Annotated in this window: 23 protein-coding genes and 1 pseudogene; 11 read left to right on the forward strand and 13 right to left on the reverse strand. The window is 74.3% G+C overall.

Going from position 1 to position 26,797, the window contains the following annotated elements:
• Positions 1-32: 32 nt before the first annotated feature.
• Both ACRWND_RS06765 and ACRWND_RS06770 read left to right on the forward strand, forming a co-directional pair.
• Positions 33-796, forward strand: a pseudogene (locus ACRWND_RS06765) (dienelactone hydrolase family protein).
• A 232-nt stretch (positions 797-1,028) separates the two neighbouring features.
• Complete coding sequence (locus ACRWND_RS06770) at positions 1,029-1,889, forward strand: alpha/beta fold hydrolase (protein WP_431946962.1); 861 nt, start codon at positions 1,029-1,031, stop codon at positions 1,887-1,889.
• Here the strand turns inward: ACRWND_RS06770 and ACRWND_RS06775 are convergent.
• Complete coding sequence (locus tag ACRWND_RS06775; RefSeq protein WP_431946964.1) at positions 1,884-2,777, reverse strand: class I SAM-dependent methyltransferase; 894 nt, start codon at positions 2,775-2,777, stop codon at positions 1,884-1,886. The two genes, ACRWND_RS06770 and ACRWND_RS06775, sit on opposite strands and share 6 nt — an antisense overlap.
• Before the next feature lie 164 nt (positions 2,778-2,941).
• On the opposite strand from ACRWND_RS06775, the gene ACRWND_RS06780 reads away from it, so the two are divergent.
• Positions 2,942-4,819, forward strand: coding sequence for an ABC transporter ATP-binding protein (locus tag ACRWND_RS06780; protein WP_431947029.1), 1,878 nt, complete (start codon positions 2,942-2,944; stop codon positions 4,817-4,819).
• Positions 4,820-4,909: 90 nt separating this feature from the next.
• A complete protein-coding gene (locus tag ACRWND_RS06785) occupies positions 4,910-5,239 on the forward strand; it encodes a hypothetical protein (RefSeq protein WP_431946966.1) in 330 nt (109 codons plus the stop codon).
• A gap of 159 nt (positions 5,240-5,398) precedes the next feature.
• Here ACRWND_RS06785 and ACRWND_RS06790 read toward each other — a convergent pair whose 3' ends face one another.
• Positions 5,399-6,292, reverse strand: coding sequence for an endonuclease/exonuclease/phosphatase family protein (locus ACRWND_RS06790; protein ID WP_431946968.1), 894 nt, complete (start codon positions 6,290-6,292; stop codon positions 5,399-5,401).
• 461 nt (positions 6,293-6,753) lie between these two features.
• Here ACRWND_RS06790 and ACRWND_RS06795 point away from each other — a divergent pair, with 461 nt between their 5' ends.
• Positions 6,754-7,842 (forward strand): MerR family transcriptional regulator, encoded by a 1,089-nt coding sequence (locus ACRWND_RS06795; protein ID WP_431946970.1) that lies wholly within the window; start codon positions 6,754-6,756, stop codon positions 7,840-7,842.
• Between the two features lie 52 nt (positions 7,843-7,894).
• Here the strand turns inward: ACRWND_RS06795 and ACRWND_RS06800 are convergent, their stop codons facing one another.
• Complete coding sequence (locus tag ACRWND_RS06800) at positions 7,895-8,338, reverse strand: hypothetical protein (protein WP_431946972.1); 444 nt, start codon at positions 8,336-8,338, stop codon at positions 7,895-7,897.
• Between the two features lie 226 nt (positions 8,339-8,564).
• Here ACRWND_RS06800 and ACRWND_RS06805 point away from each other — a divergent pair, with 226 nt between their 5' ends.
• The 3 genes from ACRWND_RS06805 (at position 8,565) to zwf (ending at position 11,726) form a co-directional block, all read left to right on the forward strand.
• Positions 8,565-8,858, forward strand: a complete 294-nt coding sequence (locus tag ACRWND_RS06805) for a WD40 repeat domain-containing protein (protein ID WP_431946974.1) — start codon at positions 8,565-8,567, stop codon at positions 8,856-8,858.
• 371 nt (positions 8,859-9,229) lie between these two features.
• A complete protein-coding gene (gene gnd, locus ACRWND_RS06810) occupies positions 9,230-10,261 on the forward strand; it encodes a phosphogluconate dehydrogenase (NAD(+)-dependent, decarboxylating) (protein WP_431946976.1) in 1,032 nt (343 codons plus the stop codon).
• A gap of 7 nt (positions 10,262-10,268) precedes the next feature.
• Positions 10,269-11,726 (forward strand): glucose-6-phosphate dehydrogenase, encoded by a 1,458-nt coding sequence (gene zwf, locus ACRWND_RS06815; protein ID WP_431946978.1) that lies wholly within the window; start codon positions 10,269-10,271, stop codon positions 11,724-11,726.
• A gap of 54 nt (positions 11,727-11,780) precedes the next feature.
• Here zwf and ACRWND_RS06820 read toward each other — a convergent pair whose 3' ends face one another.
• From ACRWND_RS06820 to ACRWND_RS06830, 3 genes are read right to left on the reverse strand one after another with little or no spacing between them, the layout of a single operon-like run.
• Positions 11,781-12,023 (reverse strand): hypothetical protein, encoded by a 243-nt coding sequence (locus tag ACRWND_RS06820; protein WP_431946980.1) that lies wholly within the window; start codon positions 12,021-12,023, stop codon positions 11,781-11,783.
• Between the two features lie 41 nt (positions 12,024-12,064).
• Positions 12,065-13,765, reverse strand: coding sequence for a hypothetical protein (locus ACRWND_RS06825; RefSeq protein WP_431946982.1), 1,701 nt, complete (start codon positions 13,763-13,765; stop codon positions 12,065-12,067).
• A complete protein-coding gene (locus tag ACRWND_RS06830; protein WP_431946984.1) occupies positions 13,762-14,487 on the reverse strand; it encodes an ABC transporter ATP-binding protein in 726 nt (241 codons plus the stop codon). The genes ACRWND_RS06825 and ACRWND_RS06830 overlap by 4 nt, the downstream gene beginning before the upstream one ends.
• Positions 14,488-14,563: 76 nt before the next feature.
• Here ACRWND_RS06830 and ACRWND_RS06835 point away from each other — a divergent pair, with 76 nt between their 5' ends.
• A complete protein-coding gene (locus ACRWND_RS06835) occupies positions 14,564-14,755 on the forward strand; it encodes a hypothetical protein (RefSeq protein ID WP_431946986.1) in 192 nt (63 codons plus the stop codon).
• A gap of 97 nt (positions 14,756-14,852) precedes the next feature.
• Here the strand turns inward: ACRWND_RS06835 and ACRWND_RS06840 are convergent, their stop codons facing one another.
• The 5 genes from ACRWND_RS06840 to ACRWND_RS06860 form a co-directional block, all read right to left on the reverse strand.
• Complete coding sequence (locus tag ACRWND_RS06840) at positions 14,853-16,040, reverse strand: MFS transporter (protein ID WP_431946988.1); 1,188 nt, start codon at positions 16,038-16,040, stop codon at positions 14,853-14,855.
• A 461-nt stretch (positions 16,041-16,501) separates the two neighbouring features.
• Complete coding sequence (locus ACRWND_RS06845; RefSeq protein ID WP_431946990.1) at positions 16,502-17,764, reverse strand: TIGR02679 family protein; 1,263 nt, start codon at positions 17,762-17,764, stop codon at positions 16,502-16,504.
• A 266-nt stretch (positions 17,765-18,030) separates the two neighbouring features.
• Positions 18,031-22,191 (reverse strand): TIGR02680 family protein, encoded by a 4,161-nt coding sequence (locus tag ACRWND_RS06850; RefSeq protein WP_431946992.1) that lies wholly within the window; start codon positions 22,189-22,191, stop codon positions 18,031-18,033.
• A complete protein-coding gene (locus tag ACRWND_RS06855) occupies positions 22,188-23,471 on the reverse strand; it encodes a TIGR02678 family protein (protein ID WP_431946994.1) in 1,284 nt (427 codons plus the stop codon). The genes ACRWND_RS06850 and ACRWND_RS06855 overlap by 4 nt, the downstream gene beginning before the upstream one ends.
• The gene (locus ACRWND_RS06860) at positions 23,468-25,024 is read right to left on the reverse strand and encodes a TIGR02677 family protein (protein WP_431946996.1); all 1,557 of its coding nucleotides are present in this window, start codon (positions 25,022-25,024) and stop codon (positions 23,468-23,470) included. The genes ACRWND_RS06855 and ACRWND_RS06860 overlap by 4 nt, the downstream gene beginning before the upstream one ends.
• Positions 25,025-25,287: 263 nt before the next feature.
• Here ACRWND_RS06860 and ACRWND_RS06865 point away from each other — a divergent pair, with 263 nt between their 5' ends.
• Positions 25,288-25,587: a hypothetical protein gene (locus tag ACRWND_RS06865; RefSeq protein WP_431946998.1), complete on the forward strand. Its 300-nt coding sequence runs from the start codon at positions 25,288-25,290 to the stop codon at positions 25,585-25,587.
• Positions 25,584-25,982, forward strand: coding sequence for a hypothetical protein (locus ACRWND_RS06870; protein ID WP_431947000.1), 399 nt, complete (start codon positions 25,584-25,586; stop codon positions 25,980-25,982). Before ACRWND_RS06865 ends, ACRWND_RS06870 begins: the two co-directional genes overlap by 4 nt.
• A 116-nt stretch (positions 25,983-26,098) precedes the next feature.
• Here ACRWND_RS06870 and ACRWND_RS06875 read toward each other — a convergent pair whose 3' ends face one another.
• Positions 26,099-26,503, reverse strand: a complete 405-nt coding sequence (locus ACRWND_RS06875; protein ID WP_431947001.1) for a type II toxin-antitoxin system VapC family toxin — start codon at positions 26,501-26,503, stop codon at positions 26,099-26,101.
• On the reverse strand, positions 26,496-26,774 hold the full coding sequence (locus ACRWND_RS06880; RefSeq protein ID WP_431947003.1) for a type II toxin-antitoxin system Phd/YefM family antitoxin: 279 nt from the start codon (positions 26,772-26,774) through the stop codon (positions 26,496-26,498). Before ACRWND_RS06880 ends, ACRWND_RS06875 begins: the two co-directional genes overlap by 8 nt.
• Between the last annotated feature and the right edge of the window lie 23 nt (positions 26,775-26,797).

The following is a 26,797-nucleotide window of genomic DNA, read 5'->3' on the forward strand; positions in this document are numbered from 1 at the left end:
GTGCCCGCAGGCATCCCGAAAGGCACCGATCCATGCGCATCACCTCGCAGACGACCGCCGACGGCATCTCGGAACACCACTTCGTCCTGGGCGACATCACCGGTGTGCTCTGGTCCCCCGCCGGCGCGGACGGCGACCGCCCGCTGATTCTGCTGGCCCACGGCGGCGGCCTGCACAAGAGGGCCCCGGGCCTCCTGGCCCGCGCCCACCACCATGTGACCGCCGGGGGCTTCGCGGTCGCCGCCATCGACGCGCCCGGCACGGCGACCGCCCGCGCACCGCCGCCGACGAGGCCGCCGCGGCCCGCATCAGGGATGCCGTGGCCTCCGGCAGACCCGCCGCCCCGCTCGTCGCGTCCCACAACGCGGCGCTGGCCGCCCGCGCCGTCCCGGAGTGGCGCGCCGCCCTCGACGCCCTGCAGGGCCACGGCCGCGTCGGCCCCGACGTCCCGGTCGGGTTCTGGGGCCTGTCGCTGGGAACCGCCGTCGGCGTGCCGCTCGCGGCCGAAGAACCCCGGATCACCGCAGCCGTGCTCGGCCTGCTCGGCCACGAGTCCCTGGCCGGCGCGGCGGGCCGGATCACCGTCCCGGTCCGCTTCCTCCTTCAGTGGGACGACGAGCTGGTGCCGCGGGCGTCGGCCCTCGCCCTCTTCGACGCCTTCGCCTCCCGCGACAGGACCCTCCACGCCAACCCGGGCGGGCACCGCGACGTGCCGGAATCCGAGGTGGAGAGCGAGCACCGCTTCTTCGCCGACCGTCTCACCCGGGCCCCCGGTGCACGGCGCGCACGCCTCTGACGCCCGGCCGCCCACCGCCCTCGTCCGGCACGACGCCCCTCGCCCGGCACGACGCCCCTCGTCCGGCACGGCGCCTCGCCCGGCACGGCGCCTCGCCCGCCACGACGCCCCTCGCCCGGCACAACGACTCGCCCGCCACGACGCCCTTCGCCCGGCACAACGACTCGCCCGGCACGGCGCCCCTCGCCCGGCACGGCGCCCTCGCCCGGCACCGCTCCGAAAGGACTTCGCCATGCCCTTCTTCCCCTCCTACGACGGCGCCGAGCTCGCCTACCACGTGCTCGGCTCAGGCCGCCCGCTGCTGTGCCTGCCCGGTGGGCCGCAGGACTCGGTGTACCTCGGCGACCTCGGCGGCCTGTCCGCGCACCGGCGGCTGATCAGGCCGGACCTGCGCGGCACGGGCCTGTCCGGGCTGCCGGAGGACCTCGCCTCCTGCCGCTGCGACCGGCTCGTCGACGACGTCGAGGCCCTGCGCACGCACCTCGGCCTCGGCCGGATGGACGTGCTCGCCCACAGCGCCGGGGCGAACATCGCCGCGCGGTACGCCGCCCGGCATCCGGGAAACGTCGGCAGGCTCGTCCTCGTCACCCCGAGCGTCCAGGCCGTCGGCATCCCCGTCTCCGGCGGCCTCCGGCGCGAGACGGCCCTCCTGCGCCGGGACGAACCGTGGTTCGCCGAGGCGTTCGCGGCCCTGGAGGCCATCACGGCGGGCGAGGCCACCGCCGAGCGGTGGCAGGCGATCGCGCCGTTCTCCTACGGCCGCTGGGACGAGGCGGCACAGGCCCACCAGGCGGCCGAACGGACGCAGACGAGGGACGAGGTGGTGGCCGCGTTCGGCGCCGAGGGGGCCTTCGACCCGGACGGCACCCGAGCCGCGCTCGCCCGGCTGGCGGCGCCCGTCCTGCTGCTGGCCGGCGAGACCGATCCCGGGGCGCCCCCGGCCGCGGTCGCCGCGTACGCCGGCCTGTTCCCGGACGCCGCGCTCGTCGTCCAGCCCGGCGCGGGGCACTTCCCCTGGCTCGACGACCCCGGCCGCTTCGTGGCGGCCGTCGCGGACTTCCTGGCGGACGGGGCCGAGGTCAGGGCCTCATGACGTACGCCGGTGCCGGGCTGCCCGTACCGCGCGCACCAGCACCGGCGGAACGAGGTCCTTGGCGATACGGCGCGCGGCGCGGGCCCGTTCCCCGGCCCGGGACGCGTGGCCGCGGGGCGGCGCGTGGCGGGAGACCGGCGCGGCCGGGGCCTTCGCCCCCGTCCCCCTGATGCGGATCAGGGGCGCGCCCGCCACCTGGTCCACGGCGTGCCACAGGTCCTGACGCGTCCTCAGCCAGCTCAGCAGCTCCTCGCCCGCCGGGGCCGGGTCGCCCCAGGTGCCGTAGAGCTTGGTGCTCGTGACCACGATGGGCTTGAGTCCCGACGTCGCCACCGCCGCCCAGACGGCGGCGGCGACGCCCGGGCAGTGCTCGCTGCGGAAGTCGTCGAAGGCCGCGATGCCCTCGGGGGCCAGCAGCTCGCGCGTCGCCTCGATGTCACCGCGGACGTGCTCGTACAGATGCGAGGCGTCGACGTGCACGAAGCGGCAGCTGCCGGCGTCGACGTGCGAGGTGATCACCGAGGTGGGTCCCTGCACCATGGTGGGGAGCCGGTCGTGGAAGGCCAGGTAATTCGTTTCGAAAGCGCGCCGGGTCAGCGTCGCGTAGGCCTTGTCCATCTCGGCGCTGTTGGGGTCGTCGACCGCCGGGGAATCCCACAGGTCGCAGACGGTGAAGCGTTCCCCCGGGCGGAGGTAGTTCCCCGTGAAAATGGCGCTCTTCCCCAGATAAGCGCCGAGTTCCAGTAGGTCGCCCCGGTGCTCCCGGTCGCTCTGCCGCCGCAGGAACCAGTCGAAGAGCAATTGGTCCACGGGCCAGAACCAGCCTTTGACGTCCGCGAACCGCTGCGGCCGCGGAATTCCGTCCACGGTTTCTCCCGCATGTGGCATGAAGGCTCCCTGGAGAGGTGCTCCGCCGAACTGATCGTGAGGATATCGATCCGCGGCCCGTATCGTGGGACGCCGCCTCGCGAGGGCATCGCGCCGCCCGCGCCCGCCGTGCCGGGGCCGCTTGACCTCAAGGGCGGTCGAGGTTCTACGGTCGGTCCATGAGCATGGAAACCACGGCCTGGACACAGCTGCACAGCGTCATGAACGCCACGCAGGACCGCCGTCCCCTGGCCCGCGACACCCTGCGCCGCGTCGGCGCCTTCGCCAGGCCCCACCGGCGCCGCATCAGCGCGTTCGTCCTGCTGAGCATCGTGACCGCGCTGCTCGCCGTGGCGACCCCGGTCCTCGCCGGCCGGGTCGTCGACGCGATCGTCTCCGGCGGCGACCCCGGGCGGGTCACCACGCTCGCCGTGCTCATCGCCGTGATCGCCCTGGCCGAGGCGGGCCTCGGGCTGCTGGGGCGCTGGCTGTCCGCGAACCTCGGCGAGGGCCTCATCCTCGACCTGCGCACCGCCGTGTTCGACCATGTCCAGCGCATGCCGGTGGCCTTCTTCACGCGGACCCGCACCGGGGCCCTGGTCAGCCGTCTCAACAACGACGTGATCGGCGCCCAGCGCGCGTTCAGCAACACACTCTCCGGGGTCGTCGGCAACGTCGTCACCCTGCTGCTGACCCTCGGCGTCATGCTCACCCTGTCCTGGCAGATCACCCTGCTCGCCCTCGTCCTCCTCCCGGTCTTCGTCGTCCCGGCACGCCGGATGGGCACCCGCATGGCGCGCCTCCAGCGGGAGGCCGCGGCCCACAACGCCGCCATGAGCACCCGGATGACCGAGCGCTTCTCGGCTCCCGGTGCCACCTTGGTGAAGCTCTTCGGGCGGCCCGCGGACGAGTCGGCCCGCTTCGCCGAACGTGCGAGCCGGGTCCGGGACATCGGCGTGCGGACGGCCATGGCGCAGTCGGCCTTCATCACGGCGCTCACCCTCGTCTCCGCCCTCGCGCTGGCGCTCGTCTACGGGCTGGGCGGGCACTTCGCGCTCACCGGCGCCCTCGACGCCGGCTCCGTCGTCACCCTCGCCCTCCTCCTCACCCGGCTCTACGCGCCGCTGACCGCGCTCGCGGGCGCCCGCGTCGACGTCATGAGCGCCCTGGTCAGCTTCGAGCGGGTCTTCGAGGTGCTCGACCTCGAGCCCCTCATCACCGAGGGGCCGGACGCCCGCCCGGTGCCGGACGGGCCGGTCGCCGTCGAGTTCGAGGACGTCCACTTCGGCTACCCGTCGGCCGACAAGGTGTCGCTGGCCTCGCTGGAAGAGGTGGCGACGCTGGACACCCGCAACGGCGGCAAGGTCCTCCACGGGATAACCTTCCGCGCCGAGCCCGGCCACACCGTCGCCCTCGTGGGCTCGTCCGGCGCCGGGAAGTCGACCATCGCGCAGCTGCTGCCCCGCCTGTACGACGTCGACGCCGGCGCCGTCCGCGTCGGCGGCGTCGACGTCCGCGATCTGACGGCCGCCTCCCTGCGCGCCACGGTCGGCATGGTCACCCAGGACGGCCACCTCTTCCACGACACCATCCGCGCCAACCTGCTGCTCGCCGCGCCCGACGCCACCGACGGCGAACTGCGCGACGTCCTGCGCCGCGCCCGTCTCGACGGTCTCGTCGCCGAACTCCCCGACGGCCTCGACACCGTCGTGGGCGAGCGCGGCTACCGCCTCTCCGGCGGCGAGCGCCAGCGCATGACCATCGCCCGGCTGCTGCTGGCCGGCCAGCGCGTCGTGATCCTTGACGAGGCCACCGCGCACCTGGACAGCACCTCGGAGGCGGCCGTCCAGGAAGCCCTCGCCGAGGCCCTCGCCGACCGCACGGCCGTCGTCATCGCCCACCGCCTGTCCACGGTGCGCGCCGCCGACCTGATCCTCGTCGTCGAGGCCGGCCGGATCGTGGAGCGCGGCACCCACACCAAGCTCCTGGCGGCGGACGGCCGGTACGCGGAGCTGTACCGCACGCAGTTCCAGGAGGAGGCTGTGCCGGGCGCCTTGAGCTGACACGCTCCGGTATCGGACCGTCGCCCGTCCCGGGGGGGATGCGATCCTCACGCTCGCCTTTTCGACACGACGAAGCGGAAGCCCACGGACATGCGCGATCTCCTCCCCGAAGCCCCGAAGAAGCAAGACTGGTTCACCCAGATACGGAACCTACCCGTGTGGCAAGGGGTGCTCGTGGCAATGCCGTTCGGGCTGCTGTTCATCGGCGGCGCGATCGGCGGCGCCCTCGGGGCTTTGGGGGCCGTGGCCAACCTGAGGCTCGCCCGGACCTCGCTGGCGCCCGCGGCGAAGGCCCTGAGCATGGCGGGCGTCGTCGTCGGCTGCGTGATCGTCTACTTCGCCGTCGCGGCCGCGCTCGCGGCGGTGTTGCAGGGCGGTGCGCCGCCCCCGTTTCGCGTCAGGGCCACGAATTCCCGGTGACGCGCCGCTCGGCTCACCCCGGGGTGGTGGCTTCCACCGATCGACGATGTCCTGCTGCATCTTGGATGGGCAGCCGGCGCCGGCGGGCGGGACGGCGTGCGGGCTCGACCGCGACCGGCTCCGCCCCGTGACCGGGCGGAGCCGTCCCCGGGCGTCCGGTCAGGGCTTGACCAGGACCTTGCTGATCAGCGGCAGGTGGTCGGAGGCCGTGGGGTCGCTCTGCACGACGCGCGTGACGAGCGGCTTGACCTCGTCGGTGGTGTAGATGGCGTCGATGCGCTCGGTCGGGGCCTCGGCCGGGTAGGTCGCGCCTTCTGCCGGGCCGTGTGCCGTACGGGCCCACGCGTCGGTGTAGTGCGACTGCAGAGGCTGCGACTCGGGCGCGTCCGGCAGGGCGTTGAAGTCGCCGACGAGGACGGCCGGCTGCTTGTCGCCTATCAGGTCGACGATCTGCGGGGTCTGCTGGAGGCGGTCGGTCTGCGAGCTGGCGGCCAGGTGGGTGCAGTAGAAGTGGACGGACTTGCCCCGCACGTCCAAGGTGGCGTGCAGCAGGCCGCGCTGCTCCTGCCCGGGCGAGTTGTAGAGCCAGGTGTTCTCCGACGCCGTGATCGGGTAGCGGGACAGGATCGCGGTGCCGTACTGGATCCGGTGGTCGCTGCCGGCCGGGGGCGCCTTGTCGATGTTGGCGCCGAACACGACGTGGTAGCCGAGCAGCTTCGCCAGATCGGCGGCCTGGTCGGCCCAGTCGCTGCGTGCGGAGTAGTGGTTGTCGACCTCCTGCAGCCCCACCACGTCGGCCCCACTGCTGCGGACGACGTCCGCGACGCGCGGGACGTCGAGCACGTCGTCGGTGCCCTGGGCGTGGTGGATGTTGAACGTCATCACGTCCAGCACGCGCGCGCCGCGCCCCTCGGCGGCGGGGGCGTGCCCCGTGGTGGCCGAGGCGGCGCCGGTGGTGGCGGCGGTGAGCGCGCAGACGACGGCGAGTGCGGACAGGGTGCGGCGGAGCATAGGGGGTCCTTCTGGGACGGCTTCGAGGAACTCACCGATCATGGTCGCGCCTCCTGGCGACCGCGTGACGGCCAGGTGAAGTCCTCGTCCCCTCCCGGTGTCGGAGGCGGCACGCGGACAACCGGTGCACTGTCGGCCCTAGTCTCCGCGCGGGTTTGAGTGCTGCGCCGGTTCGAGCGGGACGGGGAGGGCGGCGGAGTTGGGCGGTCATTCGCCATCAGGTCGATCCGTCTTCTCTGTATGACCATGACATGCCACCAGGGTGCGGGACATGCGTCTTCGTCACCTCGCCGCCTTCGGTCTAGCGGTCGCCCTCGGCCCGCCCGCTGCAACCCCGTGAACGCGCCGAAGCCCTGCCGCTCCGTGGAGAGCTGACCGACGACGTGAGCACTGCCGCAGGGGCCGGACGCGCGCCGTCCGGCCCCTGCGGCACTGGCGGCTCCGGGATCCGTGTTGACCCTCGACCTGGTGGAGGAGGCAGAGTCCCCGGTGTGGAGAACGACATGCGCAGTATCGGTGAGCTGGCCCGGGACAGTGGACTGGGCGTGAGCGCGCTGCGGTTCTACGACACCGCTGGGGTGCTCGTCCCGGCCCGTGTGGACCCGTCGAGCGGTTACCGCTGGTACGTCCCCGAGCAGCTCGCGGAGGCCCGGTTGCTGGCGCGGCTGCGCCGGACGGGCATGCCCCTGGCGGACGTCCGCCTGGTGCTGGCCGCCTGGTCCGGAGCGGACACCGGTCTCGTCCGGAAGCTGCTCGAGGCCCAACTGCGCCGACTGGAACGGGGGCTGTCCGACGCCCGCGCCGAGTTCTCCGCGATCCGGGCGCTACTCGACCGCAAGGAGAACCTCATGACCGCTCCCGTCACCGACGCCGCCGTCCGCCTGGCCGTCCCTTCTCCGGACCTGGCCGCCGCACTGGACGCGGTCCGCTTCGCCGCCGGGACCGATCCCGAGCTGCCGGTGCTCGGCGGTGTGCTCTTCGACATCGAGGGCGATGCGCTCCACGTCGTCGCCACCGACCGGTACCGGATGGCGGTCGCGCGGACCGCCGTCACGGGGCACGGCGGGCCCCGCCGGCAGGTCGTCGTGCCGTCCCCGCTCGCCGGGGCCATGCGGGCCCTGCTGGACGGAGACCAGGCGTCCGTCGACCTCACGGTGGACGGTGACCTGGTCGTCCTGGCGGCAGGCGACCGCCAGGCCGCCGGTCGCTGCCTCGACCACGACTTCCCCGACTACCGCCGCATCGTGCGGCTGCCGGAGGGGCGCCGCGTCCTCGTCGACGTCCCGGCCCTGCGCTCCGCGCTGGAGACCGGGCCGGTACGCGCCGGCGAGGCGCGGGAACAGGACGGAGCCGCCCCCGCCGTCAGCATGCTCACGGTGGCCGCCGACGGCACGGTGGGCGTCTGCGAGGACGGCGAGGAGGGCCCCGACGACATCGCCGTCAACCGCGAGTACCTTCTGCAGGCACTCGCGGCCGGAGCCTCGGAGCGGCTGGAGCTGCAGTTCGGCGCTCCCACGGCCCCCCTGGCGATCCGCCGGCCGGACGCCGAGGGCACGTTCTCTCTCCTGATGCCCGTCCGCCTGGAGGCCTGAGCGCGCACGGCCGCCCGCTCGCCGTCACACCGCCACGGCCACCCGCTCGCCATCACACCGCCACGGCCGCCCGCTCGCAGAACCAGTAGCCGCTCACGAGCACGATGGGCGCCGTCATCGCGGGCAGGGCCCAGCGGTGGGCCGGAGTGCGGCGCAGCAGCGCCAGGAGCGGGAAGGCCAGGGCGATGACGGCGAGCTGCACGACCTCGACGCCGAGGTTGAAGCTGAGCAGCGACCGCCGGCCCGCCGTCCCGGACTCGAGCGGTCCGGAACGGCGGGCGGTGCCGCGGGCTGTCGCGCGAAGCCCGGACGGGCGGTACGTCGCCACCTTGACCGGGCACAAGACCCTGCGCCTCTGGGATGCCGTGAGCGGTCGGGAGATGCACCGGATCGTCCACAACAAGTACCTGAGCTCGTTGGCCTTCAGCCCGGACAGTACCCGGATCGCTGCGGCGGGGGAGTGGAGGGCGGGCCCCTGGCTGTGGGACACCGACACCGGTGACCTCCTGTCAGAGGGGCGAGGATGCGGAGCCGTCCACATCACGTTCAGTCCGGACGGCACAAGGCTGGTGACCGCGAGGCCGAGAACCTGGGGTAAGGGGTGGACGGTCTCGATCCAGCATGTGACCGACGGCAAGGAGCTCACGAGCTTCCGGACCCGTGACACATCCCAGCACTGCAGCGGGAGTCTTGCAATGAGCCCGGATGGACACCGACTCGTCGTGGCGGGTGGGACTCACACGTTCGTCCACGACTCGCTCACCGGGCGAGAACTCATCAAGGTCGACCACGGCTACTCGGTGGTGTGCTCTGTGGCGTTCAGCCCCAACGGCGACTGGTTCGCCACCGGCGTCGGCAAGACGGCGCGGCTCTGGGACAGCCGGGCGGGCGAGGAACTCCTCAAGATCACACACACCAAACCGGTGGTCTGTGTGGCCTTCAGCCCCGACGGCACCCTCCTCGCCGCCGCAGGCCGCGACGGGGCCGCGCAACTCTGGTCGCTCACCGAGGGCTGAGCCTCCCCCGTCGGCAGCGACCGCCCCGCAGCCCGGCCTCCGCCAGAGCGCGGGCAGAACGGTGGGAACGCCCGCCCCGTATGACGGCCCCGGGACCGGCCGCGCACGGGGCGCGGGGCACCGCGCGGCGCCTCGGCCACGTCACCGGGACGGCCCAGCGCACCCACGTCGCCCACACCACCGCGCGGCCCCCGGTGAAACGGGACATCGCAGGTCAGGGCCACCCTCCCCCCTCCCGCGCCGGTCGGCCGGCGCCGCCTCTCTTATCGCACCGAATGTCGCGGATGGGTAGATTTTCGAGGAGCCGCCCGAGGCGTGGCGCAATCAACCCTTCGGCCCGTCGAGGCCGCCGGAGAACGGGGAAACCGACGATGGCCACTGACTCACCCGTGCAGCTCGGCATGATCGGGCTCGGTCGCATGGGCTCCAACCTCGTGCGCCGGCTGATGCGCGACGGCCACTCCTGCGTCGTCCACGACCTCAACCGCGACGCCGTGCTGGAGCTGGAGAAGGAGGGCGCGACCGCCGCCGCCTCCCTCCAGGACTTCGTGGCGAAGCTGGCACCGCCCCGGAAGGTGTGGCTGATGCTCCCGGCGGGGGTCGTGCAGTCGACGCTCGACGAGCTCACCGCCCTGCTGCAGCCCGACGACACCGTGGTCGACGGCGGCAACTCCTACTACCGCGACGACATCGCCCGTGCCCGGCAGCTCGCCGGGCGCGGGATCCACTACGTCGACTGCGGCACGTCCGGTGGCGTCTGGGGGCTCGAACGCGGCTACTGCCTGATGATCGGCGGCGAGGACGAACCGGTGGCGCGACTGGACCCGGTCTTCCGCACCATCACGCCCGGCCGGGGCGACGCCGAGCCCACCCCCGGGAGGACCAGGACCGACGGAACGGCTCCCGAGGGCTATCTGCACTGCGGGCCGAGCGGCGCCGGCCACTTCGTGAAGATGGTCCACAACGGGGTGGAGTACGGGATGATGGCGGCCATCGCCGAGGGCCTCAGCATCATCCGGCACGCGGACGCGGGGCTCGGGCGCAGGGCCGTCGACGCCGAGACGGCGCCGCTGCGCGAGCCCGAGGCGTACCAGTACGAGATCGACGTGGCCGAGGTCGCCGAGGTGTGGCGGCGCGGCTCGGTCGTCGGGTCCTGGCTGGTCGACCTCGTCGCGGACGCGCTCGCCCGCTCGCCGGAACTGTCCCAGTACACGGGCCGGGTCTCGGACTCCGGGGAGGGCCGCTGGACGGTCCAGGCGGCGATCGACGAGAGCGTGCCCGCCCCCGTCATCAGCGCCGCGCTCGCCGAGCGGTACGCGTCGCGGGGCTTGGGCGAGTTCGGCGGCAAGGTGCTGTCGGCGATGCGCGGCGAGTTCGGCGGCCACGCCGAGAAGGCCGGGTGAGGGCGCCGTGGCGCACCGCTCCCCCTCCCCGAGTCACGGTCCGGTCCCCGACGACCACGTGGTGGTGCTGTTCGGCGCGACCGGCGACCTCGCCCGGCGCAAGCTGCTGCCCGGGCTGTTCCACCTCGCCAAGGCGGGGCTGCTGCCGACCCGTTACCGGATCGTCGGCTCCGCGCCGGCCCAGAGCGCGCTGAGCGGCGAGGAGTTCCGCAAGCACGCACGCGAGGCGGTCGCGGAGTTCGGCCGCTCGAAGCCCGAAGGCCGCGCGTGGCAGGAGTTCGAGGCCGCCCTGTCCTTCGGCGCGTGTGATCCGGGCGCCGCGGAGCCGCTGCTCGCGGCCGTGCGGGAGGCCGAGCAGGCCATCGGCGGCGAGCCTCGGCGGCTGTTCCACCTCGCGGTGCCGCCGAGCGCCTTCACCTCCGTGGTGGAGACGCTGGGGGCGACCGGCCTCGCCGAGGGCGCCCGGGTGATCGTGGAGAAGCCCTTCGGCACGGACCTCGCCTCGGCACGCGCCCTCAACGCGTCGATCCACGCCGTCTTCGACGAGTCCCGGGTCTTCCGCATCGACCACTTCCTGGGCAAGGAGTCGGTCGACAACATCCTCGCCCTGCGTTTCGCCAACGGCCTCTTCGAGCCGGTCTGGAACCGCGACCACATCAGTTATGTGCAGATCGACGTGCCGGAGAGCATCGGCATCGAGGGCCGCGCGCAGTTCTTCGAGGGCACCGGAACCTTCCGGGACATGATCGTCACGCACCTGTTCCAGTTGCTGGGGTTCGTGGCCATGGAGCCGCCCACGGCGCTGCAGGCGAGCTCCCTGAGGGACGAGAAGGAGAAGGTCTTCCAGTCGCTGCAGCCCGTGGACCCGGCGCATGTCGTCCGCGGGCAGTACGAGGGGTACCGGTCGGAGCCGGGCGTGGACCCGGAGTCGGACACCGAGACCTTCGTCGCGCTGCGCGTCGGGATCGACAACTGGCGCTGGGCGGGCGTCCCCTTCTATCTGCGCTCGGGCAAGTCCATGGGCGAGTCGCGGCATGTGGTGACGCTGGGCTTCCGGGAACCGGCGCTGCGCATGTTCCCTCTGGCCGCGCGCGGGCACTCCGGGGCCCGGAGTAACACGCTGATGATCGACTTCGACGACCCGGGCCGGATCACCGCGTCCTTCCTGGTGAAGGAACCAGGCCCCGCGATGCGCCTGCGCGAGGCGGAGATGGTCTTCGCCTACGCCGACTCCTTCAACACGATGCACGCGCTCGAGGGCTACGAGCGCCTGCTGCTGGACGCGATGCTGGGCGACCAGTCGCTGTTCACCCGCTCCGACGGCATCGAGCGCCTGTGGGAGGCGTCCACCCCGCTGCTGGAGAACCCGCCCCCGGTCGAACCGTACGCCCCGGGATCGTGGGGCCCGGACAGCGTCCGCCGGCTGATCGCGCCGCACCACTGGAGCCTGCCGGGCCGGGGGTGAGGGACAGGCGGCCGGTCGGGCCCCGCGTGCCCCGGGAGCCGGCCGCGGAAAGCGTCACCGGCGGACAGCCGCCCCCGCCGGGGTGGACGCACGGTGGCCGAGGACGGTGCGGTCGGCCGCGGCATCCGTCGGGACCGCCATCGCTGTCAGCGCGCTCACCCGCCCCGGCCTGCCCGCGCCGGCGCCGGCGCCCGCGTCCTGCCGTGCACCACGCTGCGCACCGCGGTGCCGCACGGCATCCTCGACGGTGTACGCGGTGGCGCGGACCTGCCGCCCGCCGAGCGCCGGGAGAACCACCGACGTGAGGATGCGAGCGGCACAGGCCGCCGCACCCCCGGTCAGTCCGCCAAGGGAGCCGTCAGGTTCCCGATCCGTGTGACCGCCCAGCGCACCATGATCACGGTCACCATGGCGCTCGCCGCGACAGCGGTGACGACCGAAGCGGCCGAGCCGGAATGCAGCGCCGTCAGGAACGGGACGACCAGCGTGACCACGGCCGCCAGCGCCCCGGCGGCGTACCAGCCCAGGAACAGCACCGGTCCCATGCTGCCGGTGGGAGACTGGGCCGACGACATCAGCAGATGATGCTTGGTCGCCCCCCGGCACGCGTTGACCAGCGAAGCGCCCACCAGCGGCGGTACCAGGGCCGGTGCCAGCAGCGCGCGAGCCCCCGCACCCTCCCCGGCCAGCACCCCCGCCGCCACCAGCGCGCCCACCAGCCCCAGCACGACGGGCACCGCCGTGTGCCGCAGCATCAGGCCGCGGTACGGATAGGGCGCCCACGACCCGCGCCGGGTGTCGTCGGTCTCCACCCGGGCCGGCTCCATCAGCTGGGTCAGCGCCCAGTAGCCGAAGACCAGTGAGGCCAGTGCCGCCGCCACGCCCGGCCAGCCGTGAGCCGAGGCCGCCAGCACCGCGCCCAGCACCGCCGGCACGCCCAGCACCACGGCCCGGCCCAGCCGGCCCGGAGTCCGCAGCAGCGCCAGGGTGTCCCGCCACGGCACCGCCAGTTCCGGCCTGCGGGGCGCCGGCAGCCTCCATCGCGCCGACCGGGCCCCGCCGGTGACCCCGGCCACCGCCTGCCGCGCGGTACGGAACTCCACCGTGCGCAGCGCGGCCATCACCCCGGTCGCGGTCCGCGAGCGCCGCCGTACCGCGGACAGCGCCAGCGACCCGGCGAAGCGGTGTGCCGCGGCCAGCGCGCCGGCCACCACCACCGTCAGCAGGACGCCGGCGGCCGGGCCGCCCGGCAGCGAGGCCGGTGTGGGGGCCAGCGCGGCAAGACCGGCCCAGCCCCAGGGCCCGGACCACAGCTCCACCCGTTCCAGTGCGGGCAGCCGGTCGCCGCCGACCGCCATGACGGCCTGCGCCACCAGCGCCAGCACCGCCATGCCGACGTAAGGAGTGGCCAGCCGGGCCCAGCGGGCCACCCGCTCGCTGCCTTCCACCGCGGTGGCCAGCGAGGTCGCCAGCAGCGGCAGGCCGCAGCCGCCCAGCAGGCACCACCCGAACGCGGCCGGCAGCCCCACGCCGACCGTCAGGCTCAGCGCGACCGCGCCGATCGCCGCGACCAGCAGCCCGGCTCCGCCGGTGATCGCCGCCGACCCCCAGAACCACGGCCGCAGCACTCTGCCCACGCGCACCGGCTGGGCGAGCAGCCAGTCGACGGTCTCACGCGGCGGCACCACCGGCCCGCGCCACTGGGCGTCCCAGGCGGCGACCAGCAGCCATCCAAGACCCAGCGCGCAGGACCCGGCCGGCAGCGCGGCCAGGATCGCCGGTCCGTGACCGGAGTAGTCGGCGCCCATCGACCTCTCGAGGAACAGCCCCATGGTCGGCAGCGCTCCCCACACCGCGAGGAGCAGCGCCACGCAGTACAGGGTGTAGGCGATCTGGCCGGTCCTCTTGCGGCGGTGCGGGCTGCGCAGGTCGCGGACCAGCCGCAGCGTCTCCGGCGTCCAGTCGTCCTCGTCGGACCAGGCCGCGGAGTGCTCCCCGGTCCCCTCGGTCTCCCCGGTCTCCTCGGCGAGAGTGGTCACCGGGCACCCTCCGGGCTCTCGGCCAGCCAGGTGAGTCCGTCGGTCCCGGTGGCGAGCACCTCGTCCGGGTGGCCGTCGGCGACCACCGTGCCGTCGCTGAGGACCAGCACCCGGTCGGCGACCGCCCGGGCCAGTTCCCCGTGGTGGGTCACCAGCAGCACTCCGACGCCGGCCGCGGTCTCCTTCGTGATCAGGTCCGCCAGCTGCCGCCGCGCGCCCGGGTCCAGTCGCTGTTCCGGCTCGTCCAGCAGCAGCAGGTCGCGCGGCCGGACCATCGCGGAGGCCAGCAGCAGGGACTGCAGCTGCCCGGAGGACAGTGCCCCGGGCAGCGCGTCGGCGTGGTCGGACAGCATCCGTTCGGCCAGTACGTGGCCGATCCAGTCGCCGGCGTCCTCCACCCCGTGGGCCACCGCCACGAGCTGCAGATGCTCGCGCACGGTCAGGTCGGGGTAACAGGCCGCGGTGTCGCCGACCACGGCCACCCGGGCCCGGACCGCCGGGTCGTTCTCGTTCATCGGCTTGCCGTCGAACGTCACCGTGCCGGTGCTCGGCTTGTCCCGGCCGGCCGCTATGCGCAGCAGTGTCGATTTGCCCGAGCCGTTGCGGCCGAGGAGCGCCACGCACTTCCCGGACCGCAGTCGCAGGTTCACGGTGGCCAGCGCCGTGCGCCTGCCGTAGACCCGGCTGACGCCGCTGAGCTCGAGCAATGGTGGTGCACCCATGTCGCCGGGCCTCTCGTCGAACACGATCGCTGTCCCCGCTTCGACCTCGGGACGACGGCCCGGAGCGGCCCGGCCATTGTCCATCGTCCGCCCGGCCGCGGACCAGCGGCGTCGGCTGGGCCTGGACGCGGTGCCGCTGAGAGGGGTCGCCACCGCGCCGGACGTCCGTCCGATGCGGCCGTACGACTGCGTCGCCGAGATCGTGCGCCACCTGCGGGAGGAAGGCGACGTCATCGCCCCCGAGGACCTGGCCCGCAACTCGCCGTAGCTGACCGAGCACATCCGCCGCTTCGGCGAGTGCTCCACCCACGAACCCGGCATCCAGCCCGAGGCGTACGACAAGGCTCTTGGCGGCTACTCCCTGGTCACCTCGTCACTTCCGCGGCAACACCCGGCTGCGGCCGGGTCCGTACACCCCAGCGGGCAAGTGGCGGGCCGGCAGCACCCAGCGCCGCGAAGAACAACGCCAGCAGCAGCCAGCCCGGCGTGCCGAGGCCGAGTACCACCGTGGTGAGGATGGCCGGGGCAAGAGCCTGGCCCGCGCTGAAGCCGAGGCCGAGGACACCTTGGTATTGACCCTGGGCATGGTCGGGGGCAAGACCGAATCCCAGGGCGAGGCCCGCCGAGGACTCCCAGACTTCTCCCAGGCTGTGGATGAAGATCGCGGCCAGGACCAGTCCCGCTGCCGCCCAGACAGGGGCGTACGCCGCCAGCGCCATCATCGGACAGCTGACGAGGAAGAGCAGCCCCGCGGTGCGAAACGCCCTGCCGCCGTCGTACGGGGTCTCGATACGGGAGCCGATCCTGTTCTGCGTCAGTACGCAGAAGGCGGAATTGACTGCGAACAGCGCGGCCACCGTCCAGCGCGGCGCTTCGGTGTGCTCGGAGATCCAGATCGGCAGGAGCAGGGAGACCACCGGGTACTGCAATCCCATGGCCCCGTAGAGGGCGGTGAAGGTCAGGAACGGACGGTCCGCGAAAGCGAGCCAACGGCGCTGCCGCGGCGGTGCGGCCGGCACCGGGTAGCGGGGTAGCAGGAGCAACAGGGTCGCACACAGGGCGAAGCTCGCCGCGTTGCTGAGAATCAGCGTGACATAGGCGCCGCGGGTGCCCGCCGCCAGCGCCAGCCCGGCACCCAGCGTTCCCAGGACGACGCCCAAGTTGACGAAGGTGCGCAGCTTCGCACGGAACACGGCGGGTCGCTCACCCCCGACCCGGGCCACCAGAGCCCCCCACGCCGCCCCTCCGACCGCCGCGGCGATCTGGTCGACCGTCGCGATGATCGTGAGTGCGGCCCAGCTCTCGACGAGGACGAGGGCCGCCATCGACGCCGCCTGGGCCGCCAGGGCCGACATCATGATCACGCGTGCGCCGTGCCGGTCAGCGAGATGGCCCCCAGGTATCCCCGCGCACAGGCCGATCACTGCGGCGATGGTGGGCGCGGCGCCGACCCGCACCGCAGGCAGGCCCACGACCAAGGTGAAATAGAGCGCCGACGCCGCGTTGAACAGACCGTTGCCGACCCGGTTGACGAAACTGGCGGCGACCAGCACGCGCTCCGGCCCACTGTTCCCCGCCATCCGGGCTGTTCGACCTGCCAGACCGCTCTTGATCATGGAGCGCAGGCTAACAGCGCCGCAGAACCCGCCACCGTCGTACGAAGATCGCGTGCTCTGACGGCGACGCAGGCCCCGACGCGTGTTCCATCCTCTGAGAGACGGCGTCGGCGAACGAAGGGATGAAGACAGGAACGGTGGGCGTCCGGTGAACCCGGACTTTCCGCGACCTCACGGCGCCGCGCATCCCATCGGATCCGATGGCGATGAAGAGCCTCCCGGGCGGCCGGCCCCGACTCGGGCCACACGCGCCGGCCGACCAAGAGACGGCGGTGGCCGCGCCGGGGGCGTCGACGTGGACGCCGTCATGGCGGTGGTCGCCGCGGTGAACGCCTATGCGATCGGCGCAGTGCGCCGGGAGGCCAGCATCGGCCAGTGGCGAGGCCCCTCCGCCCGAATCAGCGCGTGCGGGGCCGTCCCGACGGCTCGGGCGCGAGGTCGGCGAGCAGGGTGTCCAGCACCATCTCCTCCTCCACGCGGACCCCGTGAGCGGCCAGGGCTTCGGCGAGTGGCGGGTCCCACGGGGAGGCCGCGGGGAGGCCGGTCAGGGGCAGCGCGCTGTCCCTGGCGACGGCGCGGTAGTCGGCGGCCGTGTAGCGCCAGGGGATCCACGGCACGCGGGCGAGCAAGGCGGCGGCGATGCGCAGCCCACCCCAGTCGAAGTCACCGTGGTAGCGCAGGCTCGCACCGTGGTCCGCCATCCGGCGCAGAAGCGTGAGGGCGGCGGCGGAGGGCTGGCCCTGGAGGCACACCAGGGGTGGGCAGTGCGCCCCGTACGCGTCGGCGGCGGACGCCATGACTGCGGGGTTCTCGCAGACGCGCACCACACCCCCCGGCGGGATCGGCACAGCACCCGAGGCGAGTTGACGGAGCGTCAGCACGGCGGGCTCGCCGTTTGCGGTCAGCCAGTCCAGAGCGGGGGTGCCGCGCAGGCCGAGGGTGAGGACGGTGGAGGACAGCTCGTCGCGCAGCAGTCCGGCCGAGGCCCATGCCTCGCGCCGCCACCCCGTCCCGGAGCCATCGGGGAAGCCGGTGAGGGCGCGGATGCCGGACAGGGTGAGGGTGGCCAGCGGCGTGCCGTCGTCGAGCGCGTGCGCCGAGCCGAGGACGCGGGCCGCGAAGGCGGGCAGCGAGACCGCGGGGTCGGCGGGCAGTTCGCGCAGCGCCCGAGCGGTGCTCGCCAGCAGCTCGTGGGCGGCCCGCGGCGTGCGGGCGAGACGGCGCACCACCCCGTCCGCCCGCAGCCGCTCCGCCCAGGCGGCCAGGTGGGGCAGCTGATCCAGGGGCGCGTAGGCGGCCCGCCAGGCGCGGTCCTCCGCGGCACGGGTCAGCCGGGCGGGGACGACGGGGCCGGTGAGGGCGACGACGGCGGCGGCGAGGCCGTCGGGGCTGACCGCCGAGCGGCGCAGCACCGCGTCCACGGCCTCCAGCCGGACGGTCAGGGAACCGCCGCCACCGGGTGGCCGGCCCAGCAGGCGCTCGGCGGCGCGGCGCTGGGCCTCGGTGGGACCACGCAGGGACACCGCGCCCGTGAGGGGTTCCTCACGTTCCATCCGGCGGCGGACCCGTTCGACGAGCCAGCCGAGGTCGGGCCCGCCGAGCAGGCGCCGTAGGCGCGCCGCGTCGACGGGCGCCGGATCGGCCGTCCGCGCACCGGTCACTCCAGGGTCCGGCTGTGGCAGCCCGGGCGGTGAGGCGCACGGTGTGCCCGGCGCCGGGAGGGCCGCCCCCTCCGGGGCCGCCACCGGTCCCGCCGATGCCCCTACCGGCGCCACGCAGGGCACCGGCGCGGTGGCGGTCGCCGCGGATGCGGCGGCGGGCGCACACGGATCCGGCGCCGACGGGCCCACCCCCGCGGGGAGGACGTCACCGGGCGAGCGGCGCGTGCCTGGCGCCGGCGGCGGCGTCTCGCCGCCCCCTTCCGGGGTCACGGCCACCGGCCCTCCGTCCGCGCCGCGGCCGGCTCCGCCGGCTCGGCTCCCTGCGGCCCGGCCGCGGGCCCGGGATCCTGGCCCCGCGTCCGGGTGGCGCCGTCCCACTCCCAGCGCGTGACCAGCACCGCGGCGACCTCGTCGATCCGGGAGAGCTGGGCGATGGCGACCCCGGGCACCTGCGGGTAGCAGGCCCATTCGCGTTCGCTGGTCATCACCACGTCCAGGTCGAAGGCGTGCAGCAGTCCGAGGCACTTGGCCCGGGAGTCGTCGTCGACGCCCGCGAACGCCTCGTCGAGGGTGACCAGGCGCGGCGCGTGGGGGTTGCCGGCGGTGGCGTAGTGGGAGGAGGCGGCGGCGAACAGCGGCACGCTGACGGCGAGGACGCGCTCGCCGCCGGAGGCGGGGCCGGTCGCCGGGACCCACCGGCCGTGCTGGTGGCGTTCGATGCCGAACTCGTGCCAGGCGCGGTAGTCGAGTGCGGCGGTCAGGTGCTCCAGCCAGCTGCCGGAGGCGTCCTCGCTCTGCCGTGCGGCGATGCGCGCCTGGAGGAACTCGCCGACGGCGGCCCGGTCCTGCGGTGTCCACGCGTCCGCGGACTGGCGGAGCCGGGCGCGTGCCTCGGCCAGCCCGGCCGGGGCCTTGCGGGAGGGGCGCCATACCAGGCGCAGTTTCATCCCGGTGGAGGTCGGCCGCTGCTCCAGCTCGTCGTTCATGGCGGCGACCTGGCGTTCGGCCGTGCCGATCAGTTCCTGCAGGGTTCCGGCGACCTCGGTGACGAGGTGGGTCTCCAGGATCTCGCGTTCGTGGGCGGACAGGATGCGGGTCAGTTCGCCGACCTCGGCGGCGAGGGCCTCGGCCAGTTCGGGTACGGCGCGGGCGCGGCCCTGGTAGACGATGTCGACGACCATGCCCTCCTCCACCATGCGGACGGCGGCCGAGTGCCCGTGCCGGGACAGGGCGTCCTGAAGGGTTTTCAGCTCCTCTCCGAGCCGTTTCTGGACGCGTTCCCAGGCGGCCTCGGAGTCGTCGGTCGCGCCGAGTCCGGCTTCGATCGCGCGGGCGAGGCCGATGGCGGCGGTGGCGCTCCACGGTCCGGCGTCGGGATCGGGGACGTCGGCGCCGGGCAGCGCCACGGTGAGCAGTCCGGTGCCGGTGAAGCGCTGGAGTGCGGCGATGGCCTCGGCGCGGGCGGCCACCGCCCCGGCGATGTCCCGTTCGAGCTGCTCGATGCGGCCCGCGGCCCGGCCGGCGCGTTCGACGGCGGCGGTGTGGTCCTGCCGGGTCTGCTTCTGCCCGGTGGCGTTCTCCCGCAGGGCGGCGGCCGTGTCGGCGAGGCGGCGCTGGAGTTCCGCGACGGCGGCGCCGACGGTGGAGCGCAGGGTGGTGTGGCGTTCGTCGGCGGCCGCCGCCTCGTGCGCTGCCTCCTCGGCGCGCAGGGCCAGTTCCGCGGCGCGCTCCCCCGCCCTCCCGGCGTCGTCGTGTTCGGCGCCGACGGCCGTGGCGGCCTCGGCGCGTTCGCGCAGGGCGGGCCACAGGGCGGCCAGGGCGGTGTCGAGGTCGGCCAGGGCACGGCGTACGGCGTCGAGGCCCGGGCGGTCGGCGGGCAGGCCCAGATCGGCGGCGGCGGCGGTGAGTTCGCCGGCCGCGCGCTCGGCGCTCCCGGCGGCCTCGGCGGCCTCGGCGGCCCTGTCGTCCCTGCGCCCCGCGGCCCTGGCCGCCTGCTGGGCGGTGGCGGACAGCCGGGCGTGCGCCTGCCGCAGCGCGTCGTCGTCGGGTACGGAGTCGAGTTCGGCGTCCAGGGTGCGGCGGCGCGCCTCCAGGGACTCGGCCTCGGCGGCGACGGCCGCCGCCTGCGCGCCGAGTTCGGCGAGTTCCGCGCGCAGCTCGGCGATCCGTGCCCGCCGGGCCTGCTCGCGGGCCCCTTCGCCGATGTACTGCGCGGCGGGTTTCGCCCAGCGGCCGGTGAGCGCGCCGACCCGGAAGCTGCCGTCGGCGTGGATCCAGGTGTCCGTGGCCGGCGCGTCCGGCGCCGGGCCGGCGGGCCCGTACCCGATGGCCGTCAGGAGCCGGGCCACCGTCGTCTCCCCCACGGCGGCGGCACCCGCGTCACCGCCGTCCACGGCCGGGCGCAGCACGTCGGCGAGGCTGGGTCCGGGGACGGGGCCGCCACGCGGGTCGAGCAGGATGTCGTGGCCGTCGGCGCCGCGCGCCGAGCCGTCGGGCCGCACCCAGGCGTCCAGGAGGCCGGAGGCCTCCAGTGCGGCCTCGATCCCGGCGCGCTCCGCCTCCCCCAGGCCGTCGCGGAAGTCGACGAGCCGCCACAGCGGCGCGCCGGTGCTTCCCTCGCGTACGCCGGGGGTGCGGGTGTGCGGCGCCTGCGGTCCTCGCTGGCCGCCGGACTCCAGGGCGGCGAGCTCCCGTTCGGCCTCCTGACGGCGCAGCACCAGGGCGCTGTGGCGCTGGGCCGCCTCCGCGGCCTGGGCGGCGAGCACGCCGGAGAGCGCGCGATGGGCGCGGGCCGCCGTGTCCCGCGCCGGGTACGGCCCGGTCAGATGGCCGGTCCACTCCTGAAGCGCGTCCAGCAGCCCGGTCGGGTCCGGGTAGGCCAACTCCGTCCAGCCTGCCGCGCGTTCACGGACGGCGTCCAGCAGGCGGCGGGCCTCCGCCCGCACGGCGGCCTGGGCGTCCTCGTACTCTCCCTGCGCGTGGCCGAGGTCCGCCTCGGCCTCGTCGAGCCGGCGGGCCGCGGCCTGGTGCTCGGCGGCGGCGCGGTCGGCCTCGTCGGCGAGGGCCTGCACATGGGTGAGACCGCGTCGGCGGCGGTCCGCGGCCGCCTCGACGGCGTCGCGGGCAGGCTCCCCCTCCTCGGGAAGGGGCACCCGGGCCGCGGCGGCGGCCTCGCGGACCCGGTCCAGCGCTCTCGCGGCCCGGTCGTCCGCGGCCGTGAGCCGGTTCTGCGCCGCCGACAGCCGCGCCAGGGCGCGCGCGTGCACCTGCTCTGCCTGCCGCCGGTCGCCGTCGGCGCGTTCGCGGGCGGCGGCGGTGCGCTCGGCGTGCCGGGCGGCCTGCTCAAGTTCGTGGGCGCTGCGCATCTCGGGGCCCTCGCGCAGGGCCGCGTCCTGCGCCTTGAGCCGTGCCTCGGCGTCCGCGAGGTGGGTGAGCCGCTCCTCGGCCGCGTCGCGGTCCGCCGCGGCGGCCGCCTGCTCGGCTCGCGCGCCGGCCAGGTCCCGTTGCAGCGCCTCGTACTTGGCGTGCTCGGCGCGCGGCAGCCGGGCGCGGCGGCGGGAGGCGGTGCGGGCGTAGCGGCGGTAGTGGTCGAGGAAGGCGGAGGCCGCCTTCTCGGCCTCGGCGGCGGCGCGCAGCTCCTCCTTCTCCTCGTCCAGGGAGCGGAAGGCCTCGGCCACGTCCGCGATGACGGCCTGGTCCACCGGCGGCAGCGCCTCGGTGAGCGCCCTCGACAGCGCGGCCTCGTTGGGCCGCTTGGACAGCTGGGGCTGGCGCAGCTGGATGAGCAGGTCCACGAGGGCGGCGTACCGCTGCTCGCCGAGCCCGAACAGGGCCTCGTCCACGGCCCTGCGGTATGCCGCCGCCTGGTCGTAGACCATGCCGTGCCCGGCGACGGCCTCGGCGATCCGGTCGCGGGACAGCGGGGTGCGCGTGGCGTCCAGGAAGCTCAGGTCCTCGCCGACGCGCTGGTCGGTGACCAGGTACCAGTGGCGGACGACGCCGCGTCCGGAGACGGCTTTCAGGCCGCAGGCGAGGGTGCGGTAGTGCTCCTCGCCGGTGGTCTCGTCGCGGCGGCCGAACTCGATCCAGGTGTAGCCGAGGCGCTCGGGGTGCGGGTGTTCGCCGCCGAGCAGCAGGTTCCACTCCATGCGCTTGCCGGGGTCGGCGTCGGGTTCGACCCGCCGGGCGGACAGGTCGCCGTCGAGGAGGAAGGGCAGGGTGAGGGCGAGGACCTTGGACTTGCCGGTGCCGTTGTTGCCGCGCAGCAGCAGGCGGCCGTCCTTGAAGTGGAACTCCTCGCAGTCGTAGAGGAAGAGGTCGACCAGGCCGATGCGCAGCGGCTGCCAGCGGGAGCGGCCGGGGCGGGGCAGCGAGGCCCCGGGGACGGGGGCCGTCGAGGGGTGGCGGGGGGCGGGGAGCGTGGTCATCGCTGCGGGGTCCTCGGCTGGGCGGCGGTCTTCGCCGGGTCTTCGGTGTGGGCGGGGTCGGCGGCCTTGTCCGCGGCGTCCTTCCGCCCCGTGTCGCGTACGACCGTCTCGCCCACGGCGTAGCGGGCGAGGGCGGGGCGGGGCGCGACCCCGTCGGGGGTGCGGACGGCGAGGGAGAGGGCGGTGAGTTTGGCGACGGCCTGCTCGACGAGTTCGCCCTCCGTCCCCGGCTCGCGGGCCGCCTTGGACCAGAAGCCGCCGTGCTCGGCGGCGAGTTCGCGTACCCGTCGCCGCAGTTCCTCGGTGCCGACCGGTCCCCGGCGGGCGGCGAGGTACTCGGCGAGCAGCAGGGTGACATGGCCGTGGGTGCCCTGTTCGGGCATGCGGACGTCGGTGAGGTCGTCGTCCGGGTCGACCATGGCGATCCCCTCGGCGCGGACCTCGGGCACGAGCCCGGTGAGCTCGGCGATGCGGGCGGTGAGGAAGCCGCGCTGGCGGGTGAGGTAGGCGAGTTCGGCGTCGGTCAGGGTGTCGTAGTAGAGGACGGGGTCGTCCAGCAGGCGCCGGGTCAGGCTCCGCCGCAGGGCGCGGAAGCGCAGTTCGTCGCTGTCGAGGGCGGTCTCGGCGGTCAGCGCTGCGAGGCGCTCCTCGAAGCCGCCGGCCTGGATGAGGGAGGGGCCGTGCCGGGTGGCGAGCAGTCCGGCCAGCACCCGCCGCTCGACGTCGTACAGGGCGTCTCCGGCCCCGCTGACATAGGCGTCCTCGTCGCCGGCGACCCGGCGCAGCACCCCGAGGGCGAGCAGCAGGCGGACGACGGCGGCGAGGTCGAGGCGTTCGTCGCGCCGGTCGAGGGTGAACGCGATCCCGGCGGCGACCAGTTGGGGGTCGGCGGCGTCCAGGACGACCTGTTCGGCCAGTCGGCCGAGCGCGATCTGCGCCTCCCCGCGCTCCAGCGCCGCCAGGGCCAGGCACAGCAGGACGTAGCGGCGGCGGGTGAAGGGGGCGGCGGTGCGGTTGGCCTCGCGGGCGGGGTGGGTGGGGTCGGTCAGGACGCCGGGGGTCTTGCGCAGGCGGGCGGCGTCCGCGTCGACGACGAGGGACCAGCCGGTGTTGCGCTCGAACCATTCGCGCAGCTCGGAGGCGTTCTGCCGGACCAGCCGGAAGGCGTCGGCATGGGGGCCTCGGGCGAGCAGCAGCGGATGGGCCAGCAGGGCGCGGGCGGCCTTGCGCTGGTCGGCGGCCCGCTGCCCGTCGAGGACCTCGGCGAGGGGGGTGCTCACGGAATCTCCTGGGTGAGGTCGACGATCTCGACGAGGTGGTCCGGACCCCGGAAGACCCCTCCGGGGGTGTGGATCTCGGCTGTCGTCCCGTCGCCGAGGGCGGTGAGGCGGATCTCCATGGAGCCGTCGTTGCTGGTGGCGACGGTGTGCTCCAGGCCGGGCCGCCAGGTGGCGAGGGCGTCGCCGAGCAGGTTCAGGAAGAGGGAGAAGGCGAGCGGGTCGAGTTCGCCGAGCGCGGAGAGCCGGACGGTGCCGTCGGTGGTGAGGCGGGCGCGGGCCGCGGCGGTCTCAGCGGCCTGCTTGGCGGCGAGCTCGGCCAGCCTGGCGCGCGCCGCGGAGCGGTCCTCGACCCTGCGGGGCTTGCCGCGCCTCTCGTAGCTGCCGGTGCGGCGCAGCTGGGGGCTGATGCGCAGCGGCTCGGCCGCGGCCCAGGGCGTGGCGGCGGGCAACGGGTGCGCGGTGCGGGCGGCGAGGGTGTCGGCGTCGACGGTGAGGTGGCGGGCGGGGTAGAGGCCGAAGGCGGCGCGCCACAGCCGGTGGCGGGCGTCGTCGTCGGGGGCCTGCGCGAACCAGCGGGCGAGGGTGCGGAAGTCGGCGGAGCGGTCCGAGCGTCCGGCGCGCCGCTCGTTCAGGACCCTTACGACGGCCAGCAGTTGCGGGATCGCGCCGAGCGCCCGGCCGCGCAGCAGCCGGGCCTGCGACTCGCGTCCGTCGCGGCTGATGAACCAGTCGCCGAGCCCCGCCCAGCGGGCCCTCCACCGCTCGTGGGCCTCGTGCTGGGCGCTGCCGGCGGCCTCGGGTGCGGCGTCGGCGGCTTCGCGGGCGGCGGCGATGGACAGCAGCGGTTCGATGCGGTCGGCGAGTTCGTCGATGAGCGCGGCGATGCGGCCGCCGAGGGTGATCAGGTCCTGGATGAACCGCTCCAGGTAGCCGATGAGCTGGTCCTTGTAGGCGAGGAAGGCCTCCTCGGAGACGTCGTGCAGGTCGATGGTGCGCTGCAGCGAGCCCATGAAGGCGCGGGCGTTGTCGGCGAGGGCCGCGAAGCGGCTGGCCAGTCCGTCCAGCGCGAGGTGGGTCTTGGCGGGGTCCGGCTCGTCCTCGGCGGCGAGCACGAGCAGGGCGCGCAGTTGGGTGACGATGTCGTGGAGGGCGACGGCCTGCAGTGAGCCGCGCCGGCCGAGCGCGTCGTCGTACGCGGCGAGCGCCTCCTCGGCGGCCTCGCCGGCCTGGGTGAGCTGGTAGACGTACCGCTTGCGGTAGAAGTCCTCGACGGCGGTGACCCGCGCGGTGTCGGGGTCGGCCCGCAGGTTGCCCCACTCCGGCTGACTGAGGCTGCCGAGGGCCTTGGCCACTGTCTCCGCCTCGGCGGGCCGCACGTCGAGCGGCAGCGCGGCGTGCACGTCCTCGGGGCGCAGGTGGACGGCGTACCGCTCCTTGGCGCGCAGGAACACCCGCATGATCTCCCGGTAGAGGGCCGCGGTGGGGGTGGTGAGGTGCGCGAAGGGGCCGTAGGCGGGGCCGGACGGCTCCTGGGGCGGTGGCGAGCTGGTCATCGCCGGTCATTCTGTCGGACGGACGGCTCGTGTGGCGAGTCCTCGCGGAAGGGCCCGGTTCCGGCCCGGGCCGGGCTCCGCGGCGGGGGCCCTTGACGTTCGCGTCGGCACGCTCATACCAGAGCCCTCGGGGAGCCGGCGGTCCCGCCGTGATGCCGTCAAGCAGGTTGGGGCATGGTCGCTACGAATCTCACCCACCCTCCTTCTTGCGAGATATCCGTCATTGTCTGCCGTACGTCGAGGGCCGCGGTATGGTCAACGGTATGGCGACGAAGAAGTACACCGTGACCCTCCCCGAGGAGCTTGCCGAGGCCATCCGGGCCGAGGTCGGGCCCGGCGGCTTCAGCCGTTATGTCACGCAGGCCATAGAGCGCCGGCGGGAGCAGGACCGGCTGGGGGAACTCGTCGACTGGCTGGAGTCCGAGTACGGGCCGATCACCGGGGACGAGCTGGCCCAGGCCGAGGCCGAACGCCTTGAGATCGAGCGCAGGCACGCCGAGCTCGCCCGGGCACGACGCGCCGACGCCGGGGAGAAGTCCGGCCGCACCCAGGACGCCGCATGAGGGGTGAGGCGGTCTACCTTCTCGACAGCGAGGGCCTGTCCCAGACCGTACGGGGGGAGCCCTCCATGAAGCGGCGCCTCAAAGTCGCCAAGATGACCGGGACCCGCGTCATGACCACGTCGATAACCCTCATCGAGGCCTTCGACCCGAAGCGCCGCCTCCCGGCATGGCAATGGGCGCTGTCCCTCATCCGGGTCGAGCCGGTGACCGAGGAGATCGCACATGCGGCGACCGGCCTCCTGAAGGACACGGGGCTGCACGGGCACAAATACGCCATCGACGCGGCCCTCGCCGCCGTCGCCCTGCGGCAACCGGGCCCGGTCACGGTCTTCACCTCCGACGAGGACGACATGCGCAGGCTGTGCGGCGACCGCGCGGTGGTCGTCAAGCTCTGACCGGTCACCCGGTCACCTGACGGTCTCGGCCACCGACGCGTCGGGCGCAGCCGCACGGAAGGGCGGAAACGGCGGACTCCAGGCAACCCGGCCGAGGGCACACCACAGTGAGCGGCTCACAGCGAGACCACCGTGAGAGCGCTTTCCAGCCCCTTGAAGTCATCGCCGTTTCGCGTGTACAGCGGGAGCCCGTGAACCGAGGCGATGGCCGCGATCATGAGATCGATCCGGCGGGGGCGCGGGTCGCGCTCCGCCTTGAGGACCAGGGCGACCAGGGTCCCGTAGCGCGCCGCGGCATCGGCGTCGAAGGGCAACGGCTCGAAGTCGGCCACGGCCGCTCCCAGCATCTCCATGCGCTGGGCCCTGGCGACGGGATCCTTGGCCAAGGCGACGCCCTGCTGCAACTCCGCCATCGTGATCGAGGTCAGCTCCGGGTGCACCGGCAGGTCCAGCGGATCGAGCACTCCGAGATCGATGTACGCACAGGTGTCGAGCACACCCGCGGGGTGCCGCTCAGCCACGCTCGCGCTGCCACGGATCGTCGTCGCCCACGCGGTCCGCTCCGCCGAAGAACTCCTCGGCTTCGCGCCTCATCTCGCCATGGTCCACGCGGGGCAGCCGGTGATGCCGCGCAACCAACTCCTCGGCTCTCGGACGACGCCGTCGCCGTATGGGACGGAGCTCGGCGACCTCGACGCCGTTCCGGGTGATGTGGAACGTCTCCCCGCTCGCCACGGCGTCCATGACGGCGGCGGAGTTGTTGCGGAACTCACGTTGCGTGATCGTCTTCACACGGCCAGTGTAGCGAGCCGTGT

The sequence above is a fragment of the Actinacidiphila sp. bgisy167 genome (genome assembly GCF_965342175.1).
Lineage (GTDB): Bacteria > Actinomycetota > Actinomycetes > Streptomycetales > Streptomycetaceae > Actinacidiphila.

What these genes read in the sequence shown, in the direction of transcription:
- ACRWND_RS06770 (WP_431946962.1), top strand. Translation starts at nt 1,029, where the DNA reads ATGCCCTTCTTCCCCTCCTACGACGGCGCCGAGCTCGCCTACCACGTG.
- ACRWND_RS06775 (WP_431946964.1), bottom strand. Translation starts at nt 2,777, where the DNA reads ATGCCACATGCGGGAGAAACCGTGGACGGAATTCCGCGGCCGCAGCGG.
- ACRWND_RS06780 (WP_431947029.1), top strand. Translation starts at nt 2,942, where the DNA reads ATGGAAACCACGGCCTGGACACAGCTGCACAGCGTCATGAACGCCACG.
- ACRWND_RS06785 (WP_431946966.1), top strand. Translation starts at nt 4,910, where the DNA reads ATGCGCGATCTCCTCCCCGAAGCCCCGAAGAAGCAAGACTGGTTCACC.
- ACRWND_RS06790 (WP_431946968.1), bottom strand. Translation starts at nt 6,292, where the DNA reads ATGATCGGTGAGTTCCTCGAAGCCGTCCCAGAAGGACCCCCTATGCTC.
- ACRWND_RS06795 (WP_431946970.1), top strand. Translation starts at nt 6,754, where the DNA reads ATGCGCAGTATCGGTGAGCTGGCCCGGGACAGTGGACTGGGCGTGAGC.
- gnd (WP_431946976.1), top strand. Translation starts at nt 9,230, where the DNA reads ATGGCCACTGACTCACCCGTGCAGCTCGGCATGATCGGGCTCGGTCGC.
- ACRWND_RS06830 (WP_431946984.1), bottom strand. Translation starts at nt 14,487, where the DNA reads ATGGGTGCACCACCATTGCTCGAGCTCAGCGGCGTCAGCCGGGTCTAC.
- ACRWND_RS06850 (WP_431946992.1), bottom strand. Translation starts at nt 22,191, where the DNA reads ATGACCACGCTCCCCGCCCCCCGCCACCCCTCGACGGCCCCCGTCCCC.
- ACRWND_RS06860 (WP_431946996.1), bottom strand. Translation starts at nt 25,024, where the DNA reads ATGACCAGCTCGCCACCGCCCCAGGAGCCGTCCGGCCCCGCCTACGGC.
- ACRWND_RS06865 (WP_431946998.1), top strand. Translation starts at nt 25,288, where the DNA reads ATGGCGACGAAGAAGTACACCGTGACCCTCCCCGAGGAGCTTGCCGAG.
- ACRWND_RS06870 (WP_431947000.1), top strand. Translation starts at nt 25,584, where the DNA reads ATGAGGGGTGAGGCGGTCTACCTTCTCGACAGCGAGGGCCTGTCCCAG.